Source organism: Pseudomonas sp. AK181, assembly GCF_051122975.1.
In the GTDB taxonomy this organism is placed as follows: domain Bacteria; phylum Pseudomonadota; class Gammaproteobacteria; order Pseudomonadales; family Pseudomonadaceae; genus Aquipseudomonas; species Aquipseudomonas lactis.
In genome coordinates this window covers 4,253,816-4,271,210 of the sequence record NZ_CP146348.1, presented here as the reverse complement: position 1 = coordinate 4,271,210, position 17,395 = coordinate 4,253,816, and the positions used below count along the sequence as shown (strand labels likewise).

Here is a 17,395-nt window from a genome sequence, read left to right as displayed (position 1 = left end):
GGCGTGTGCTTCAGATCGCAGCGAAGCGCTTGTCCAGGTACTCGATGATCACCTTGGAGTCATACATCCAGGTGGTCTGGCCGTCCTCTTCGATGCGCAGGCACGGCACTTTGATCTTGCCGCCTTGCTCCAGCAGGGTCTGGCGGTCCTGTTCGTTGTTCTTCGCGTCCTTCAAGGCCACCGGCACATTCAGGCGGTGCAGGGTGCGGCGGGTCTTCACGCAGAACGGGCAGGCGTGGAACTGATACAGGGTCAGGTCCTGGGCGGCAGCATTGACCTTGGCCTGTTGCTCGGCAGGGCGTTGTTTTTTGCGTGGGCGGGTAAGAAAGTCGCCCGCGATGATGACGTGGCCGAGGCCCACTCGAAGTGCTTTGACGAACATGGCTGAAACCTCTTGCCCATGACTGAGGGGGCGCAGCTTACCTGATTTCTACAGGCGAAAAAAAACCGGCGATGAACGCCGGTTTTTTCCTGCCTGGCCGGTTACTTGATCAGGCTGAGAAATTCGCTGCGGGTAGCCGCGTTTTCGCGGAACTCGCCCAGCATCACCGAGGTGATCATCGACGAATTCTGTTTCTCGACACCGCGCATCATCATGCACATGTGCTTGGCCTCGATCACCACGGCCACGCCCAGGGCGCCTGTCACTTCCAACACGGCGTCGGCGATCTGGCGGCTGAGGTTTTCCTGGATCTGCAGGCGGCGCGCATACATGTCGACAATGCGTGCGACCTTCGACAGGCCCAGCACTTTGCCGCTCGGGATATACGCTACATGGGCCTTGCCGATAAACGGCAACAGGTGGTGCTCGCACAACGAATACAACTCGATGTCCTTGACCAGCACCATTTCGCTGTTGTCAGAGCTGAACAAGGCACCGTTGGTGACTTCTTCGAGTGTCTGTTCATAGCCGCGGCAGAGGTACTGCATTGCCTTGGCGGCACGCTTTGGCGTGTCGAGCAGGCCCTCGCGGGACACGTCCTCGCCGAGTTGGCCGAGAATCTCTGTGTAATTCTGTTCCAGGGACATGAAACTACCTGTGGGATTTTCGCAAAGCGCAAGGTTACGGTGGCGGACACATCGCTGCAAGCCTGACGATGGCACTTGTTACTCGTCGCGCCCTTCCATCATGGTGCGCTTGAGCATCACATACACCGCGCCGGCACCGCCGTGGCGGGCCTGGCAGGAGGTAAAGCCGAGCACTTGCGCATGCTGGCGCAGCCAGGTATTGACGTGACTCTTGATCATTGGCCGCTTGCCGTCCAGCCGCACAGCCTTGCCATGGGTAACGCGCACGCAGCGAATTTCGAATTTGGTCGCTTCGGCCAGGAAGGCCCAGAGAGTTTTCCGGGCTTTTTCACGGTCATGCCGTGCAGGTCGAGGCTGCCTTCGAATGGGATCTGGCCGGCCTTGAGCTTGCGCATCTGGCTTTCCTGCACGCCGTCGCGGGCCCACATCAGCTCATCTTCGGGGCCGACGTCGATCACGAACTGGTCCGACAGGCCATCCACGGTGGTGGCATCGGTGCGCACGGTCGCAGCCTGGCGCAGCTTGGCGATCTGCGCCCGGTCAGTCTTGGGTTTGCCGGTGTCGGCGCGGTCGTGCTTGATCGGCTTGACGCCGCGCAGCTCGTTTTTGAACAGGGAAAAATCGTCGTCTTGCATGTCAGCCTCCGCGAAGGGCGGGCAGTTTACCTAAATCGCGGCGGCCAGGGCGCAGGAAACGCTATCCAAGCGCCATCAGTCGTGCTTTTTCATCAGGTGAGAGGCGATATTCAACGACAACGGTTGGCGCATTTTCCGACGGCTGCGACGCCACAGCCACACACCCAACCACAGCACCAGCAAGCCGACGCCCAGCAGGAGTGCCGAGCCGCCCGGGCTGGCATTCAGTTCGCCGAGTGCCGGCGAATGCCCAAACAGGCCGGCGCCACCAGCGCCCGCCAACAACAAGCCTACTATCGCCAGCAACGCGGCAATGCACGCTACCAGGCGCAGACGCCAATTGCTCGGGCCCTTGGGGCGCAAGCGACGAGCATCAAAACCATCGGATATCTTCATTCCGACCTTTCCTCCAGGGTATCGGCCCTTCGACCGGAAGATACACAGGTTGTTCCGGGGGGAGAGGTAAATGCGCCAAATGAAAGGGCTTTGCGGATGAGCGGAGCAATAAACACCCCGCTCACCGCCAGTAGGATCAGATCAGATCTTTGGCCAGCGCCAGGGTGGCGAAGTTGTCGGCCATGATGGCCATTTCGGTTTGCTGCACGTGCTCGGCGCTCAGGATGCCGCCTTTGTACGGCAGGTCGCGGGTAGCGCAGGCGTCTTCCACCAGGGTGCAGCGAAAGCCCAGGTTCTTGGCCGCGCGCACGGTGGTGCTGACGCTGGAGTGGCTCATGAAACCGCAGACGATCAGGTCCAGGGAGCCCAGGTCCTGCAGGTGTTTCTCCAGGCCGGTGCCATGGAAGGCGCTGGGCAGCAGTTTGCCGATGATGGTTTCGTCACCTTCAGGCTCAAGGCCCGGAATGAATTCGCCGCGCTCGCCCTGGGGGTCAAACAGGCCGCCCACGGTGCCCAGGTGGCGCACATGCACAATCGGGCGCCCGGCATTGCGCGCTGCGGTCACCAGTTGCTTGATGTTCTGCACCGCCGCGTCCATGCCCGAGAGGGCGAGCGGGCCGCTGAGGTATTCTTTCTGGGCGTCGATGATCACCAGGGTCGCATGATTGAGGTTGGCTGCTGCGTAACCGCGACCGCTGAGTTGAAACATCGTCTTTGGAACGGACATTCTGGGGCTCCTGTGAGTGGGGCTTTTGCGACATTGTCCACTGGCTGAGCGCTTCTGTGAATCGCTACTATCGTAAGGTACGCCGTTGCTGGCGTGCAGCCATGTCAAGAGGCAGGTCTGTTTAACACAATGCGGGCAAATTGGATGAAATCCGACGTACGGTGCCAGGTGTTTCGTACATCGTCGGTACAGGTGAAGGCTGTTAGAATCGCCAGTCGTTTTTTCCAGGAGCTTGCCCCGTGATCACTTCCCGCCTGCGCACCTTGCGCGACCATATCCGTTGGGCTGTCAGCCGTTTCCATGGGGAAGACCTGTTTTTTGGCCATGGCACCGACAATGCCTGGGACGAAGCCCGGCAATTGGTGCTGGGCGCCTTGCACCTGCCGTGGGAAATCGCCGACAGCTATTTGGATTGCAACCTGGAAGAAGAGGAAATCTCCCACGTGCAGCGTTTGCTGCATCGCCGTATCCATGAGCGAGTGCCAACGGCTTACCTGTTGAACGAAGCCTGGTTTTGCGGCATGTCGTTTATCGTCGATGAGCGCGTGTTGATCCCGCGTTCACCGATAGGCGAGCTGATTGAAGACCGCTTTGAACCCTGGCTGGCCCAGCCGCCGGCACGCATCCTCGACCTGTGCACCGGCTCCGGCTGCATCGGCATCGCCTGTGCCTACGAGTTCCCGGAGGCTGAAGTGGTGCTGGGAGACCTGTCCTTCGAAGCCCTGGAAGTGGCGAACCAGAACATCGAGCGTCATGGCGTCGACGAGCGGGTCTACACCGTGCAGGGCGATGGTTTTGACGGGTTACCCGGCCAGCGTTTCGACCTCATTGTGTCTAACCCGCCCTACGTGGATGCCGAAGATTTCGCCGACATGCCCGACGAATACCAGCACGAACCGGAACTGGGCCTGGCCTGCGGTGACGACGGCCTGAACCTGGTACGCCGGATGCTGGCTGAAGCGGCGGACCATCTGACCGAGAAGGGCTTGCTGATTGTCGAAGTGGGCAACAGCCAGGTGCATGTCGAGGCGCTGTACCCGGAAGTGGACTTTGCCTGGCTGGACTTCAAGCGCGGTGGGCATGGGGTGTTTATGCTCACGGCTGAACAGTGCCGTGCGCATCAGGCAGTATTTGCCGCGCGGGTCTAACTGCACAAACGTGGTCAATGTGGGAGCGGGCTTGCTCGCGAAGGCGGCCTAACAGTCAACACAGTTGGACCGGGTACATATCCGTTATTTAGGTAACGGCCACTTAGGGTTCCGCCCTGACGGCGGCTCACTTTGCAAAAGCGGCAAAGTAAGCAAAACGCTCTTGCCCCACCACTCGGCACCTCGCCTAGGCTCGGTGTGCCCGTAATCCGCCAGTGATTTGGGGGGCCGCCGCCACGCGCCATCCATGGCGCGGGGCGGCTAAACCGGCATCCCTGCCGGTTTACCCCCCAAATCCCTGTCGAATTCCGGCCAGCGTGGTTTAACGGGGCGCCTAAGATCAAAAGCAAGATCAAGAGCGACTCGCTTCGCATCGTGGAGTGTGTGGCGGTGCGCGGTTAACTGTGGGAGCTGGCTTGCCTGCGATAGCGGTGGGTCAGTAGTAGAGGTGCAAGCTGACCGGCCGCTATCGCAGGCAAGCCAGCTCCCACATTGGATCGTATTTCAGCCTGTTAACGGTGCGTGGCAATCCAGATCAACAACCCCGCCTGGAACACCGTAAACGCCACCAGGCAGGTGATGGTAAAGCGCAGCCCGCTGTCCTCACGCTTGAACTTGGTGACTTTCTCCTCTTCCTTGCGCAGCTTCACTTCCTGCTCCGCCAGGTTCTGCTCGGCCTGTTGCAGCATCTGCGCAGCTTCCAGGATCTCCACGAACTGCACTTTCTCGGTGTTCCAACTGTCCAGCACGTCGCTGACCTTGCCCGGTTGCACATTGCCTTTGAGGTGCTGCACATCGGCGTAGGCCACATCGAAACCCTGGATACGCAGGAAGTGATCGCGGCGCAGGCGGGTGGCTTCGTTGAGGGCGTCTTTGTTGGCCAGGTCCACGCCGTCGACGCGGTAGTGTGACCACTTCTTCTTCGCCCAGGCAGCGCCTTGGGCCACCAGGAAGCGCCCGATACCGCGGTTGGCCGGCTCGATTTCCAGGCTGTTGCCGGGGCCGAAGTGCACGCGGTGTTTATCGTGATCGACCCAGATATCCAGGTGGTTCTGCTCGCGCCGTACCCGCTGGCCCGGTAACTGGATGACCATGCGCAACAGGCTGTGGTGTTTGTCATGACGCTCGGCATAACCGAACTGCACAAAGCGCAATGGCCGTGCGCCGGTGGCGCGGTCGGTGGCCAGTGGGGCCAGGCGCAGCATCTTGAAATGTTCGGCGTGAACGTCGGCCCACGGCAGTGCCGCTGCTGCGCTAGCCTCGGTTGCGGCCGGGGTCTCGGCGGTAGATTCGGGTGTTGTTTCGGTGGTTGTCATGCGGCGCGATCCTGTCCAAGCCCTGCGAGCCGACAGTCTTTTTACTGTCGACTCTGGACTTATCGGCCGTTTTTTCCAGGACTGGAGGCCAATTGCCGCTTAACGGGGTTGAAGTCCTTCGATAAAGCTGACGATACGTTGGCCCAGCTCCGCCGCCAGCGGTAGTTTCGGGTCGTTGTAGGAGGCCAGTTGCTGCTTCACGTTATTGGGCACGATGCGCATCACGTGGTTCATACCTTCGATTACCGTCAACTGCGCGTCGGGCTTGGCCTTCTTCAGTTGTTGGGCATCGCCTACGCCAACCTGGATATCGTTGGTGCCCTGGATAATCAGCGCCGGCATATCCAGGCGGGCAAAAGCGGCCGACGGATCGGCGCGGAACAGGCTGATCAGATACGGCTGCACGCTGGGTCGGAAAATGCCCTCCAGCGGGCGCGGCACATCGGCGTCCACCTGGCCGGCCTTGAGGTGATCGAGGATTTCATTACTGCGCAGCAACAGGGCAGGGGGCAAGTGATCGGCCAGTTGCTGACGGATCACCTGGTCCACCGGGCGGGCGCTGCCAGACAAGGAAATGACTCCGGCCGGTTCAAGTTGCGGCGCGGCGAGGGCGGCGACCAGCGCGCCCTCACTGTGGCCCAGCACAATCAGCGGGCCCATGCGCTTGTCGGCCTTGAGCAACTTGCCCCAGGCCACGGCATCGGCCACATAGGCCTCCAGGGTCAGGTTGCGCTCGTCCGGCGTGGCCGCCAGGCTCGCGGCCACGCCGCGCTTGTCGTAGCGCACGCTGGCGATGTTATGCCGGGCCAGTACCCAGGCCAGGCGCTTGAGGCTGTCATTGCGCGCGCCGTCGGCGCTGTTGCCGTTGCGGTCGGTGGGGCCGGAGCCGGCGATGATCAGCACCACCGGCACCGGTTTATCCGATTGCGGCAACAGCAACGAGCCAAAGAGTTGGCCGCTGCCGGTGTCCAGGCTGATCGGGCGTTGCAGCACCACAGGGGAGGCGGCCTGGGCCACGGCGGTGAATAGGGTGAGGGTGAACAGCAGAACTCGCAGCATCATAGCGCCATCATTGGAGAGGTGCCGGTTGGACCAACGTCTACCGGTAAGGTTTCGAGGATGAACTAGTCGGTTAGCCTGCGTATACTGGCCGCCTTAAGTTATTACGGTTGACTTGATTCAACTGATTTCACGGAGCGCCCTGCATGTCCGGCAATACCTTCGGCAAGCTGTTCACTGTCACCACCGCGGGCGAAAGCCATGGCCCGGCGTTGGTCGCCATTGTCGACGGCTGCCCGCCAGGCCTGGAGCTGAGCCTGGACGACCTGCAGCGCGACCTCGACCGCCGCAAGCCCGGCACCAGCCGCCACACCACCCAGCGCCAGGAACCGGACGAAGTCGAAATCCTCTCCGGCGTGTTCGAAGGCCGCACCACGGGCTGCGCCATTGGCCTGCTGATTCGCAACACCGACCAGAAATCCAAGGACTACTCGGCGATCAAGGACCTGTTCCGCCCGGCCCATGCCGACTACACCTACCACCACAAATACGGCGAACGCGACTACCGTGGCGGTGGCCGCAGCTCGGCGCGTGAAACCGCCATGCGCGTGGCGGCCGGTGCCATCGCCAAGAAATACCTGGCCACCCAGGGCATCATCATCCGTGGCTACATGAGCCAGTTGGGCCCGATTGAAATCCCGTTCAAGACCTGGGACAGCGTCGAAGACAACGCCTTCTTCTGCCCCGACCCGGACAAGGTGCCGGAACTGGAAGCCTACATGGACCAGTTGCGCCGCGACCAGGACTCGGTCGGCGCGAAGATCACCGTAGTGGCCGAGGGCGTAAAGCCGGGCCTGGGCGAGCCGATCTTCGACCGCCTCGACGCCGAACTGGCCCATGCGCTGATGAGCATCAACGCGGTGAAAGGCGTGGAAATCGGCGCTGGTTTCGCCTGCGTCTCCCAGCGCGGTACCGAGCATCGCGATGAGATGACCCCTGAAGGTTTCCTCAGCAACAACGCGGGCGGCATCCTCGGCGGCATTTCTTCTGGCCAGCCGATCGTGGCGCACCTGGCGCTCAAGGCCACGTCGAGCATCACCACACCCGGCCGCTCGATCGATGTGCACGGCAACCCGGTAGACGTGATCACCAAGGGCCGCCACGACCCCTGCGTCGGCATCCGCGCCACACCGATTGCCGAAGCCATGATGGCCATCGTGCTGATGGATCACCTGTTGCGTAACCGTGGGCAAAATGCCGATGTGCGCGTGAGTACCCCGATACTGGGCCAGCTGTGATCACCTGCGACAATGAGCGCGCTTGCTGTGGCGAGCGAGCTTGCTCGCGCTGGGCTGCGAAGCAGCCCCAATAGCATGCCCCAACCACTGCCATACTGGCGCCTCTCCAGCTTCTACCTCTTCTACTTCGCCCTGCTGGGGGCGACCGCGCCCTTCCTGGCGCTGTACTTCGATCACCTGGGCTTTTCCAGCGCACGCATCGGCGAGCTGGTGGCCATCCCCATGTTGATGCGCTGCGTGGCCCCCAACCTGTGGGGCTGGATCGGCGACTACACCGGTCGGCGCCTGGCCATCGTTCGGTTCGGCGCGGTGTGCACCCTGGCTAGCTTCTGCCTGATTTTTGTCAGTAAGACCTACGCCTGGCTGGCGCTGGTCATGGCCCTGCATGCGTTCTTCTGGCACGCGGTGCTGCCGCAGTTTGAAGTCATCACCCTGGCCCACCTGCACAAGCAAACCTCGCGCTACAGCCAGATCCGTCTGTGGGGCTCCATCGGTTTCATCCTCACCGTGGTGGTCATGGGGCGCCTGTTCGATTGGCTGAGCCTGGATATTTACCCGGTGGTGGTCGTGGTGATCATGGCTGGCATCATCGGCGCCAGCCTCTGGGTACCGAATGCGCAGCCCGCCAGCCACGGCAACCGCCTGGCCGGCGATGGCTTTCTCAAGCAATTGCGCAGCCCCGGCGTGCTGGCGTTTTATGCCTGCGTGGCGCTGATGCAAATGAGCCATGGCCCGTATTACACCTTCCTCACCCTGCACCTGGAGCACTTGGGCTACAGCCGTGGTGTGATCGGCCTGCTGTGGGCGCTGGGGGTGGTGGCGGAAGTGCTGATGTTCCTGGCCATGAGCCGTATTCTTACGCGCTTTTCGGTGCGCCGGGTGCTGCTCGCCAGTTTCCTGCTGGCCGCGCTGCGCTGGTGGCTGCTGGGTTCATTTGCCGAGGTTTTCTGGCTGCTGCTGGTGGCGCAACTGATGCACGCCGCCACGTTTGGCAGCTTCCATGCGGCGGCGATTGCCTTTGTGCAACGCAGCTTCGGCGACCGCCAGCAAGGCCAGGGCCAGGCCCTTTATGCCGCGCTGGCCGGCACCGGCGGCGCGCTTGGCGCCCTGTATTCCGGATACAGCTGGAACCTGCTGGGGCCAACCTTCACGTTCAGTATCGCCAGCCTCGCGGCCCTGGCCGCCGCCATTATCATTGGCCTTCGATTGCAAGAGCCGAACCAAGGAACCGTGCAATGAGCTATGTAGCCGTCTACTCCATCGCCACCCCGGACACCCCAAACAAAGTGTTGACCCATGCCGACGACATCCAGTCGACCCTGGCCGAACACGGTGTGCGGTTCGAACGCTGGCAGCCCAGCCCACTAGAAAAGGGCGCCACGGATACTCAAATGATTGCCGCCTGCCAGGCTCAGATCAAAGCCCTTGGCTACGCCGCTGTGGAAGTGGTGCGCGTGACCCAAGACCATCCACAGAAGGACGAGTTACGCGCACAGTTCCTGGCCGAACGTACCTACAGTGAAGACGAGGTGCGTTTCTTCATCGCAGGCCAGGCGCTGTTTACGCTGCACATAGGCGACTATGTGTACAGCTTGCGCTGTGAGAAGAATGACTTGCTGATCATCCCGGCCGGTGTACCGCACTGGTTCGACATGGGCGAAAACCCACACTGTGTGACACTGCGCTTGTTCAACACAGCCCAAGGCAGTGTGCCCTCATTTACGGGCAATGAGATTGCCACACGCTTTCCAGGGCTGGATGACTAAGCACAGATAGTTGAATGTTCAACCCAGGCAAGTTGGAAGTTGCTGTGGGAAGAAACTTAATTATTTGTAGGGCAAAGCTGTTTGTTCTGTGCTGTGCGCTTTGAATCCACTCGTTATGTAACTCTCTGTTCAGCGCCAATGTTTATGCCATCTGTCAATAGGAGGAATCCGAAAGGTGGCAGCGCATCAGCAGACATAAAGGAGAGAACAATGAGTGGCCCCGAGGAGACGTATCGCCCGTTGGTTATTGTACCGACGGCTATCAGAAAACGCCTGAGCTTGTGCGGCAAGCCCCTGACTGCCACAGAGCTGGAAATCCTGCGATGGGCCTCCGAGGGCAAGACGGTCTGGGAAATCAGCCAGATTCGCGCCACCTCTGAAGCTACGGTGAAATTTCATCTGCGCAACATCTACGGCAAGTTGGATGTCACCAACCGTGTACAGGCAAAGAATGAGGCCGCCCGCCAGGGCTTATGTTAACGACATAAAAAAGGGCCGCGACGCTGAGGTGCGTCGCGGCCCTTTTTCAGATGTGTAGCTTAGGCCGAATGATAAGTTGGCAGCGCAAAGCGGTTCTGGCTTTGCAACATCGAAATCTGCGGCAATTCGCTGGCTTGTTCGGCCAAGTCACGACGAATGGCGCTGATCACCCAAGTCAGTTGGTCGGCAGTGTGCAGCTGCTGATAAGAGATCGAGCGCTTGACCTGCTTACCTTCGCTGTTGCGCAGGGTCAACAGGATGCCGCCGTCCGGACGTGGCTGGGTGGTGACGTCGTAGTTGGAGAATACCGAAGCGAATTTATCTTGGATCAGGCTCATGTCTATCAGCTCCATTGGCTCAAGTTGGCAAGCATGGAGTGATAGGTGCAGTGATTGTGCCAGTATTGGGTATTCTAAAAAATCGTTATAAATCAGTATCTTACAAATTTATAAGATTTTCATTTTCGTGCAATTTGCATGAAGGGCCATCGTGCATCCTGCATTTTGCGCTATCTGCGCGGCGATTTTTCCGGGAGGAGGGGGAGGGCTGTAATGATACTGACCGCCTTTTGCTCGGAAAAATCCATCTACACGTTATTGCTGGTATCCGCCCCCGCTAACCACGATGCGAAGCGAGCCGCTCTTGATCTTGCTCTTGATCTGCTTTTGATCTCAGGCGCCCCGTTAAACCACGCTGGCCGGAATTCGACAGTGATTTGGGGGGTAAACCGGCAGGGATGCCGGTTTAGCCGCCCCGCGCCATGGATGGCGCGTGGCGGCGGCCCCCCAAATCACTGGCGGATTACGGGCACACCGAGCCTGAGCGAGGTGCCGAGTGGTGGGGCAAGAGCGTTTTGCTTACTTTTGCGCTTTTCAAAAGTGAGCCGCTGTCAGAGCGGAACCCTAGGTGGCCGTTACCGCAGCAATGGATATGTACACAATCCAACTGTGTCGCCTGTCAGGCCGCCTTCGCGAGCAAGCCCGCACAATTGGATCGTGGGATGTCAGGTAGATATGGGGCGGCTGGCGGGCCGTCATCGCAGGCAAGCCAGATCCCACAAGTGGAGCGCGGGACGGCAGAGAGATAAGCATCAGCTGTTCGGCCGCCACGGGATACAAAACTTTTCAAATCCCGCATGTACAGCCAAAGAACCGCTGACGTACTTTCCGCTACACCAGCCGATGTACCTGGATCCGACAAAGAATAAGAAAAAGGACGTCCCGCCATGACTCACCAGCAAAACGACATGATCACCTGGCGCATGATGCTGCGAAAGGTGCCTGCCATCGTTCGGGCCCTCCCACGCGTGGTGCGCGGCATGCGCGCGGCCAACGTCACCGACCCCAGGCAACCCTGTGGCCTGGGCTGGCATTTCGAACAAGCCGCTTTACGCAACCCTGAGGGTGCTGCCCTGCTTTATGGGGACAACGTGATCAGCTACCGCGACGCCAATCAGCGCGCCAACCGTCTTGCCCACCACCTGCAAGCCCAAGGCATCGGCAAGGGTGACGTGGTGGCACTGTTCATCGAAAATCGCCCCGAGTTGCTGCTCAACGTACTGGCCGTGGCCAAGCTGGGCGGCATCTGCGCCATGCTCAACACGGCGCAAACTCAAGGGGCACTGGTACACAGCCTGAACCTGGTCAACCCGGTTGCCATCGTGGTCGGTGCCGAATTGCTGAGCCCTTACGCAGCAGTGCGCGATCAAATCCAGATTCCGGCCGAGCGCACCTGGTTCGTGGCCGATCAGCCCGGCAGTGCGGTGCCCGATGGCTATATCGACCTGATGGCCGCCAGCGCCGAAAGCCCGGGGGACAACCCGGTGAGTTCCGCGCAGGTGTTCTTCAATGACCCCTGCTTCTATATCTACACCTCCGGCACCACCGGCTTGCCCAAGGCCGGCATCATGAAACACGGGCGCTGGACCAAAACCGCCGTGAGCTTCGGCAGTATCGCCCTGGACATGGGCCCGCAGGACGTTCTTTATTGCACCTTGCCGCTGTACCACGCCACCGGTCTGTGCGTGTGCTGGGGGGCGGCGATTGTCGGCGCATCGGGCTTTGCCATCCGGCGCAAATTCAGCGCCAGCCAGTTCTGGGATGACGCGCGCAAGTTCAAGGCGACCACCCTGGGCTATGTCGGTGAGCTGTGCCGCTATCTGCTCGACCAGCCCGCCAGTGCGCAGGACCGCGATAACCACGTGACCAAGATGGTCGGCAACGGCTTACGCCCCGGTGTGTGGGCGCAGTTCAAGCAGCGTTATGGCGTGGAGCATATCTGCGAGCTGTATGCCGCCAGCGACGGTAATATCGGTTTTACCAACATACTGAATTTTGACAACACCATCGGCTTTTGCCTGCAGCATTGGGCGCTGGTGGACTACGCCCATGACGTCGGTGAGCCACTGCGCGGCAGCAATGGGTTCATAGTCAAGGTGCCCACCGGCGGGCAGGGCCTGTTATTGGCGCGCATTGATGAAAAGTCGCCCTTCGACGGTTACACCGACGCGGAAAAGAACCGCAAGGTGGTGCTGACCGACGTGTTCGAAAAAGGCGATCGCTATTTCAACACCGGCGACCTGGTGCGCAGTATCGGTTTCGGCCATGCGCAATTTGTCGATCGCCTGGGCGATACCTATCGCTGGAAGGGCGAAAACGTCTCGACCACCGAAGTGGAAAATGTCCTGCTGCAACACCCGCAGATCGCTGAAGTGGTGGCCTATGGCGTCGAGATCGACAACACCAACGGCCGCGCCGGCATGGTCGCCATCACCCCCAGCGAATCCCTGGCCAGCCTGGACATGCGCGAACTGCTGCAATTCGCCCACGGCCAGTTGCCCCCTTATGCGGTGCCGTTGTTTTTGCGGATCAAGGTGAAGATGGAAACCACCGGCACCTTCAAGTACCAGAAAGTGACGCTCAAGGAGCAAGGGTTCGACCCGGACAAGGCCGGCAATGATCCGGTCTACGCCTGGTTGCCGGGTTCGGACAGCTATGTGCCGGTGACCGGGCAATTGCTGGCGCAGATCCAGGGCGGCCACTTCCGTTATTGATTCTGGCTATGGTGGCTTTTGACAAAAAAGCCATGACATGGGGGAACTCCCTCGCGACACTGGGCGCCTTAAACAGTTATATCAGTCGCCTCAGCAAGGAGCCCCCATGTCAGATCAGCCTAAACAAATGACCGAAGACGAAGCCGCCGAGTTTGCCGAGCAAGTCTTTGACGTCGCCCGTCGCGGCGACGCCGCCATGCTTGCCGCCCTGTTGGCCAAAGGCCTGCCGGCCAATTTTCGTAATCACAATGGCGACACCCTGTTGATGCTTGCGGCGTATCACGGCCATGCCGAGGCGGTCAAAGTGCTGCTGGAGTTCAAGGCCGATCCCCTGATCGCCAACGACAAGAACCAATTGCCGATTGCCGGCGCGGCGTTCAAAGGCAACCTGCCGGTGGTCCAGGCGTTGATCGAAGGCGGCACGCCGGTTGAGGCGGCCTCCTCGGACGGGCGTACGGCGTTGATGATGGCGGCGATGTTCAACCGCGTTGAGATGGTTGATTACCTGCTCGGTAAAGGCGCAAACCCCAAGGCCACTGATGCACAAGGCGCGACGGCGCTGGCTGCGGCCCAGACCATGGGTGCGGTGGATACGGCGGCGAAGTTGCAGAAACTGGTGTAGGCTACGCGCCCTTCAAAACTTGCCCGCTACAGGATCGCCCCATGAAAACCGCCCTCGTCGAACTCATCAGCAAAATCAGCGCCGGCGTCATGGGGGAGGACGAAGTAGCGCGTATCGCCGACGAAGCGGCCCAGGCCTATGCGGACCCGGCGGCGTTCCTGGCGGCCAACCCGGATATCAACTACGACGACAGTTTCCCGATCCCGCTGGGGGAGTGGGTGGTGGTGGGTAGCTTGCCGGACACGGTGTTGTTCCAGGCCGATACCTACGGCGACCTGTTTGCCCAGATCGTCGCGTCGTTCGGTCCGGGTGTGGCGTTCAACCTCAAGCCCAAGCAACTGGCCAAGACCGAAGACTTGACCGCGCTCAACCGCATCCAGATCCAGATGAGCGCTCTGAGCCCGGAAGACGGCGGTTATGTGCTGGTGAATTTCAGCCAGTTGCTGGACGACGAGATCCAGGCGGTGCTGGTGTTCGGCAACGACCTGCCACGAGTGCTGGAACTGTGTGCCGAAGTCGGCATCAAGGCCGAGCCCTCGCTTGAAGCCTTGAAGATTGCCGTACACGTCTGAAATAAAACGGAACCCGCGCCAAGGCTGACTATCCTACAAGGGCATGCCCTCACTTAGGAGCGACACCATGGGTTCCACGTTTAATAGCCTCATTGGCCTGATCATCCTCGCGCTGGACATCTGGGCGATCATCAACGTGTTCAAAAGCGGCGCCAGCACCGGCGCCAAAGTGCTGTGGATCCTGTTGATCCTGCTGTTGCCCGTGCTGGGCCTGATCATCTGGGCTATCGCCGGGCCGCGCGGTAACGTGCGGATCTGACGACCTGCTCGATTTGCGGTGGGCACCGTCAATGTGGGAGCTGGCCTGCCTGCGATTGCGGTGTGTCAACCAAGACAATGCAAGCTGACCCACCGCTATCGCAGGCAAGCCAGCTCCCACAGGGGGGCTCACGGTATTAAGCAACTTTGTGTGTCGAAACTATTCGCCGCACGAAATTTTCACATCCCATCCAAGACAATTCGCCGGCTTTAACCGGCTGCCAGGGCTCTATCTCCAGTGCCCTTAAAGGCAGGGCCGTGCCTTACGTTCAGTAATTAATAGCCTTGCCGGCCTTGATCGGGCACCATTTGTGCCACCGCGTTAACCGCCTACCCCAGCCAGCCTGGGCGAGGGACGGACGCCACTGCATTATTTCGCAACTTAAACTTCCAATGGGTCCTAAAACGACATGGCAAACCCGGACGCCCTGAATCAGCAGCGAGCTTCAAATCGTCTGCTGCAACCGACCGTCAAATCCCATCTGGCGTACACGCTGCTCTGCGCACTGGTCATGATGGTGATGTTTTCCCTGCTGCGCCTGGCGTTGCTGGTCTACAACCGCGAGATGATCCTGGACACGCCGGCCTCGACGTTCCTCGAAGCGTTCGCCAACGGCCTGCGCCTGGACATTCGCCTGGTGACGTACCTGCTGATTCCGCTGCTGCTGGCGCTGTTCAGCGTGCGCGCCATGGCGGCGCGCGGGTTCTTCCGTTTGTGGCTGACCGTCGCGTCCAGCATCGCCTTGTTCCTGGGCCTGATGGAGATGGACTTCTATCGCGAGTTCCACCAGCGCCTCAACGGCCTGGTCTTCCAGTATGTGAAGGAAGACCCGAAAACCGTGATGAGCATGCTCTGGTACGGTTTCCCGGTGGTGCGCTACCTGCTGGCCTGGGCCGTGGGCACGCTGATCCTGAGCATGGCCTTCAAGGGCGCTGACCGCGCAACGCGCCCACGCGGCCCCTTCAGCGGCGGCACGATCAGCACCCGCCAGGTGGCGCCGTGGTACAGCCGCATCGCAGTATTCATGGTCTGCCTGCTGGTTGCCGTGGTCGCCATCCGTGGCACCCTGCGCCAGGGGCCACCGCTGCGTTGGGGTGACGTCTACACCACCGATTCGAACTTCGCCAACCAGTTGGGCCTCAATGGCACCTTGTCGCTGATCGCGGCGGCCAAGGCGCGCTTCGGTGAAGACCGCGCCAACATCTGGAAGGCGACTCTGGAACAGCCGCTGGCCACCCAGACCGTGCGCGACATGCTGGTGCTGCCGCAAGAGAAGCTGGTAGACACCGACACCGCCGCTGTACGCCGTGACTTCACGCCACCGGCCGAGAAAACCCTGCCGATCAAGAACGTCGTGGTCATCCTGATGGAAAGCTTCGCCGGTCACTCGGTGGGCGCATTGGGACGTCCGGGCAATATCACCCCGTACTTCGACAAGCTGACCCAAGAGGGCCTGCTGTTCGACCGCTTCTTCTCCAACGGCACCCACACCCACCAGGGTATGTTCGCCACCATGGCCTGCTTCCCGAACCTGCCGGGTTTCGAATACCTGATGCAGACCCCGGAAGGCAGCCACAAGCTGTCGGGCCTGCCGCAGTTGCTCAGCGCGCGTGATTTCGACGACGTGTATGTCTACAACGGCGATTTCGCCTGGGACAACCAGTCGGGCTTTTTCAGCAACCAGGGCATGACCAACTTCATCGGCCGCAATGACTTCGTCAACCCGGTGTTCTCCGACCCGACGTGGGGCGTGTCCGACCAGGACATGTTCAACCGTGGCCTGGAAGAGCTGAAAGCACGCGAAGGTGGCAAGCCGTTCTACGCACTGCTGCAAACCCTGTCCAACCACACGCCGTACGCGTTGCCGACCCCATTGCCGGTCGAGAAAGTCACCGACCGTGGCAGCCTCAACGAGCATTTGACGGCCATGCGCTACTCCGACTGGGCCTTGGGCCAGTTCTTTGAAAAGGCCCGCAAGGAGCCGTACTTCAAGGAAACCCTGTTCGTGATCGTCGGTGACCACGGTTTCGGCAACGAGCAGCAGATCACCGAGATGGACCTGGGCCGCTTCAACGTGCCGATGCTGATGATCGCGCCGGGCATGCGCGAGAAGTTCGGTGAGCGTGACCACACCGTGGGCACCCAGATCGACATCGTGCCTACCATCATGGGCCGCCTGGGCGGCGACACCTTGCACCAGTGCTGGGGCCGTGACCTGCTGAACCTGCCGGAAGGTGATAAAGGTTTCGGCGTGATCAAGCCATCGGGCAGCGACCAGACCGTGGCCTTGCTCACCGGCGACCGCGTACTGGTATTGCCCAAGGAAATGCCACCCAAGTTGTGGGAATACACACTGGGCGCCGAGCCGACTGGCAAGGTGATTCCTGAGTCGCCGGACGAAGCCGCACTCAAGCAGAAACTCGAGTCGTTCCTGCAAACCGCAACCAAGAGCCTGCTGGATAACACCGCAGGTGTGGTGGACGGTAAGCCGGACTAACTGACCGGCAATAAAAAAGAGGCCTTCTAGAAGGCCTCTTTTTTTTGCTTCCCAATTGTAGGAGCGAGCTTGCTCGCGAAGAACCTCAACGATAACGCGCGCGTCCTGAATAAACGCGGCGCCTGTCAGTGTTTCGCGAGCAAGCTCGCTCCTACAAAACCGCGGCGTTATATCTTGCCGAGCAACAACAACACCAGCAGAACAACCAGTACCACACCCAGGATACCCGACGGTCCATAACCCCAGTTACGCGAGTGCGGGAACACCGGTAGGCCACCGACCAGCAGGAGGATCAGGATAATAATCAGAATGAGGCTCATGGTTTTATTCCTTATAGGTTCTTTGCAAAAACCGGCTGTTTAACCGTTGGTTCGTCCATGTACAGTGGGACGCCTTACCCATTCCGACTCTGCCGCTTCGTAGAAAATTCATTGTTTTTATAAAACATTTTGATGGGTTGCTTATTTCTTTTAACGCGTACGCAACTTGAACTAATTAGTTGAAAAAAATTGAACTTAGTCTATGCGCGCAGCTGTGACCGAGCCCGCGGTTTGCCTGGGGCATTCATCACCCTGATGGTGCGTGGGTGGAGCAAAAAC

General features: G+C 60.2%; 18 protein-coding genes and 1 pseudogene. 10 read left to right on the top strand and 9 right to left on the bottom strand.

Annotation, left to right across the window (positions count from 1 at the left end; genetic code table 11):
- Positions 1-10 precede the first annotated feature (10 nt).
- From V8689_RS19505 to V8689_RS19485, 5 genes and pseudogenes are all read right to left on the bottom strand, one after another.
- On the bottom strand, positions 11-382 hold the full coding sequence (locus tag V8689_RS19505; protein ID WP_056786283.1) for a glutathione S-transferase N-terminal domain-containing protein: 372 nt from the start codon (positions 380-382) through the stop codon (positions 11-13).
- 101 nt (positions 383-483) lie between these two features.
- On the bottom strand, positions 484-1,029 hold the full coding sequence (gene folE / locus V8689_RS19500) for a GTP cyclohydrolase I FolE (RefSeq protein WP_003192797.1): 546 nt from the start codon (positions 1,027-1,029) through the stop codon (positions 484-486).
- Between the two features lie 78 nt (positions 1,030-1,107).
- Positions 1,108-1,664 (bottom strand): annotated as a pseudogene (locus tag V8689_RS19495) (Smr/MutS family protein).
- A gap of 75 nt (positions 1,665-1,739) precedes the next feature.
- Positions 1,740-2,060 (bottom strand): hypothetical protein, encoded by a 321-nt coding sequence (locus V8689_RS19490; RefSeq protein WP_003192794.1) that lies wholly within the window; start codon positions 2,058-2,060, stop codon positions 1,740-1,742.
- Between the two features lie 136 nt (positions 2,061-2,196).
- On the bottom strand, positions 2,197-2,787 hold the full coding sequence (locus V8689_RS19485; protein ID WP_056786281.1) for a cysteine hydrolase family protein: 591 nt from the start codon (positions 2,785-2,787) through the stop codon (positions 2,197-2,199).
- 239 nt (positions 2,788-3,026) lie between these two features.
- Between V8689_RS19485 and prmB the strand changes: the two genes are divergently transcribed.
- On the top strand, positions 3,027-3,935 hold the full coding sequence (prmB, locus tag V8689_RS19480) for a 50S ribosomal protein L3 N(5)-glutamine methyltransferase (protein ID WP_047711471.1): 909 nt from the start codon (positions 3,027-3,029) through the stop codon (positions 3,933-3,935).
- 512 nt (positions 3,936-4,447) lie between these two features.
- On the opposite strand, the gene V8689_RS19475 is transcribed toward prmB, so the two are convergent.
- Positions 4,448-5,251 (bottom strand): hypothetical protein, encoded by an 804-nt coding sequence (locus tag V8689_RS19475; RefSeq protein ID WP_032896017.1) that lies wholly within the window; start codon positions 5,249-5,251, stop codon positions 4,448-4,450.
- 99 nt (positions 5,252-5,350) lie between these two features.
- Positions 5,351-6,313: an alpha/beta hydrolase gene (locus V8689_RS19470; RefSeq protein ID WP_003192787.1), complete on the bottom strand. Its 963-nt coding sequence runs from the start codon at positions 6,311-6,313 to the stop codon at positions 5,351-5,353.
- A gap of 143 nt (positions 6,314-6,456) precedes the next feature.
- Here V8689_RS19470 and aroC point away from each other — a divergent pair, with 143 nt between their 5' ends.
- From aroC to V8689_RS19450, 4 genes are all read left to right on the top strand, one after another.
- Entirely contained in the window at positions 6,457-7,548 is a 1,092-nt protein-coding gene (gene aroC / locus V8689_RS19465; protein WP_056786278.1) for a chorismate synthase, read from the top strand.
- Between the two features lie 75 nt (positions 7,549-7,623).
- Positions 7,624-8,787 carry an MFS transporter gene (locus tag V8689_RS19460; protein WP_056786276.1) on the top strand — a complete coding sequence of 388 codons (1,164 nt, stop codon included), beginning with the start codon at positions 7,624-7,626 and terminating at the stop codon, positions 8,785-8,787.
- Positions 8,784-9,314 carry a 1,2-dihydroxy-3-keto-5-methylthiopentene dioxygenase gene (locus tag V8689_RS19455; RefSeq protein ID WP_056786273.1) on the top strand — a complete coding sequence of 177 codons (531 nt, stop codon included), beginning with the start codon at positions 8,784-8,786 and terminating at the stop codon, positions 9,312-9,314. The genes V8689_RS19460 and V8689_RS19455 overlap by 4 nt, the downstream gene beginning before the upstream one ends.
- Positions 9,315-9,524: 210 nt before the next feature.
- Positions 9,525-9,794 (top strand): response regulator transcription factor, encoded by a 270-nt coding sequence (locus V8689_RS19450; protein WP_003192780.1) that lies wholly within the window; start codon positions 9,525-9,527, stop codon positions 9,792-9,794.
- Positions 9,795-9,853: 59 nt separating this feature from the next.
- On the opposite strand, the gene V8689_RS19445 is transcribed toward V8689_RS19450, so the two are convergent.
- Entirely contained in the window at positions 9,854-10,132 is a 279-nt protein-coding gene (locus tag V8689_RS19445; RefSeq protein ID WP_003172952.1) for a DUF3509 domain-containing protein, read from the bottom strand.
- Positions 10,133-11,019: 887 nt separating this feature from the next.
- On the opposite strand from V8689_RS19445, the gene V8689_RS19440 reads away from it, so the two are divergent.
- The 5 genes from V8689_RS19440 to V8689_RS19420 all read left to right on the top strand — a co-directional run bounded on the left by V8689_RS19440 (position 11,020) and on the right by V8689_RS19420 (position 16,796).
- Positions 11,020-12,846: a long-chain-acyl-CoA synthetase gene (locus V8689_RS19440; RefSeq protein WP_434520584.1), complete on the top strand. Its 1,827-nt coding sequence runs from the start codon at positions 11,020-11,022 to the stop codon at positions 12,844-12,846.
- Between the two features lie 106 nt (positions 12,847-12,952).
- On the top strand, positions 12,953-13,468 hold the full coding sequence (locus V8689_RS19435) for an ankyrin repeat domain-containing protein (RefSeq protein WP_056786268.1): 516 nt from the start codon (positions 12,953-12,955) through the stop codon (positions 13,466-13,468).
- A gap of 41 nt (positions 13,469-13,509) precedes the next feature.
- Entirely contained in the window at positions 13,510-14,040 is a 531-nt protein-coding gene (locus tag V8689_RS19430; protein WP_003192772.1) for a hypothetical protein, read from the top strand.
- Between the two features lie 67 nt (positions 14,041-14,107).
- Positions 14,108-14,299, top strand: a complete 192-nt coding sequence (locus V8689_RS19425; RefSeq protein WP_003192770.1) for a PLDc N-terminal domain-containing protein — start codon at positions 14,108-14,110, stop codon at positions 14,297-14,299.
- A 409-nt stretch (positions 14,300-14,708) separates the two neighbouring features.
- Entirely contained in the window at positions 14,709-16,796 is a 2,088-nt protein-coding gene (locus tag V8689_RS19420; protein ID WP_056786267.1) for an LTA synthase family protein, read from the top strand.
- Between the two features lie 167 nt (positions 16,797-16,963).
- Here the strand turns inward: V8689_RS19420 and V8689_RS19415 are convergent, their stop codons facing one another.
- Positions 16,964-17,116, bottom strand: a complete 153-nt coding sequence (locus tag V8689_RS19415) for a DUF3309 family protein (RefSeq protein WP_003192767.1) — start codon at positions 17,114-17,116, stop codon at positions 16,964-16,966.
- Between the last annotated feature and the right edge of the window lie 279 nt (positions 17,117-17,395).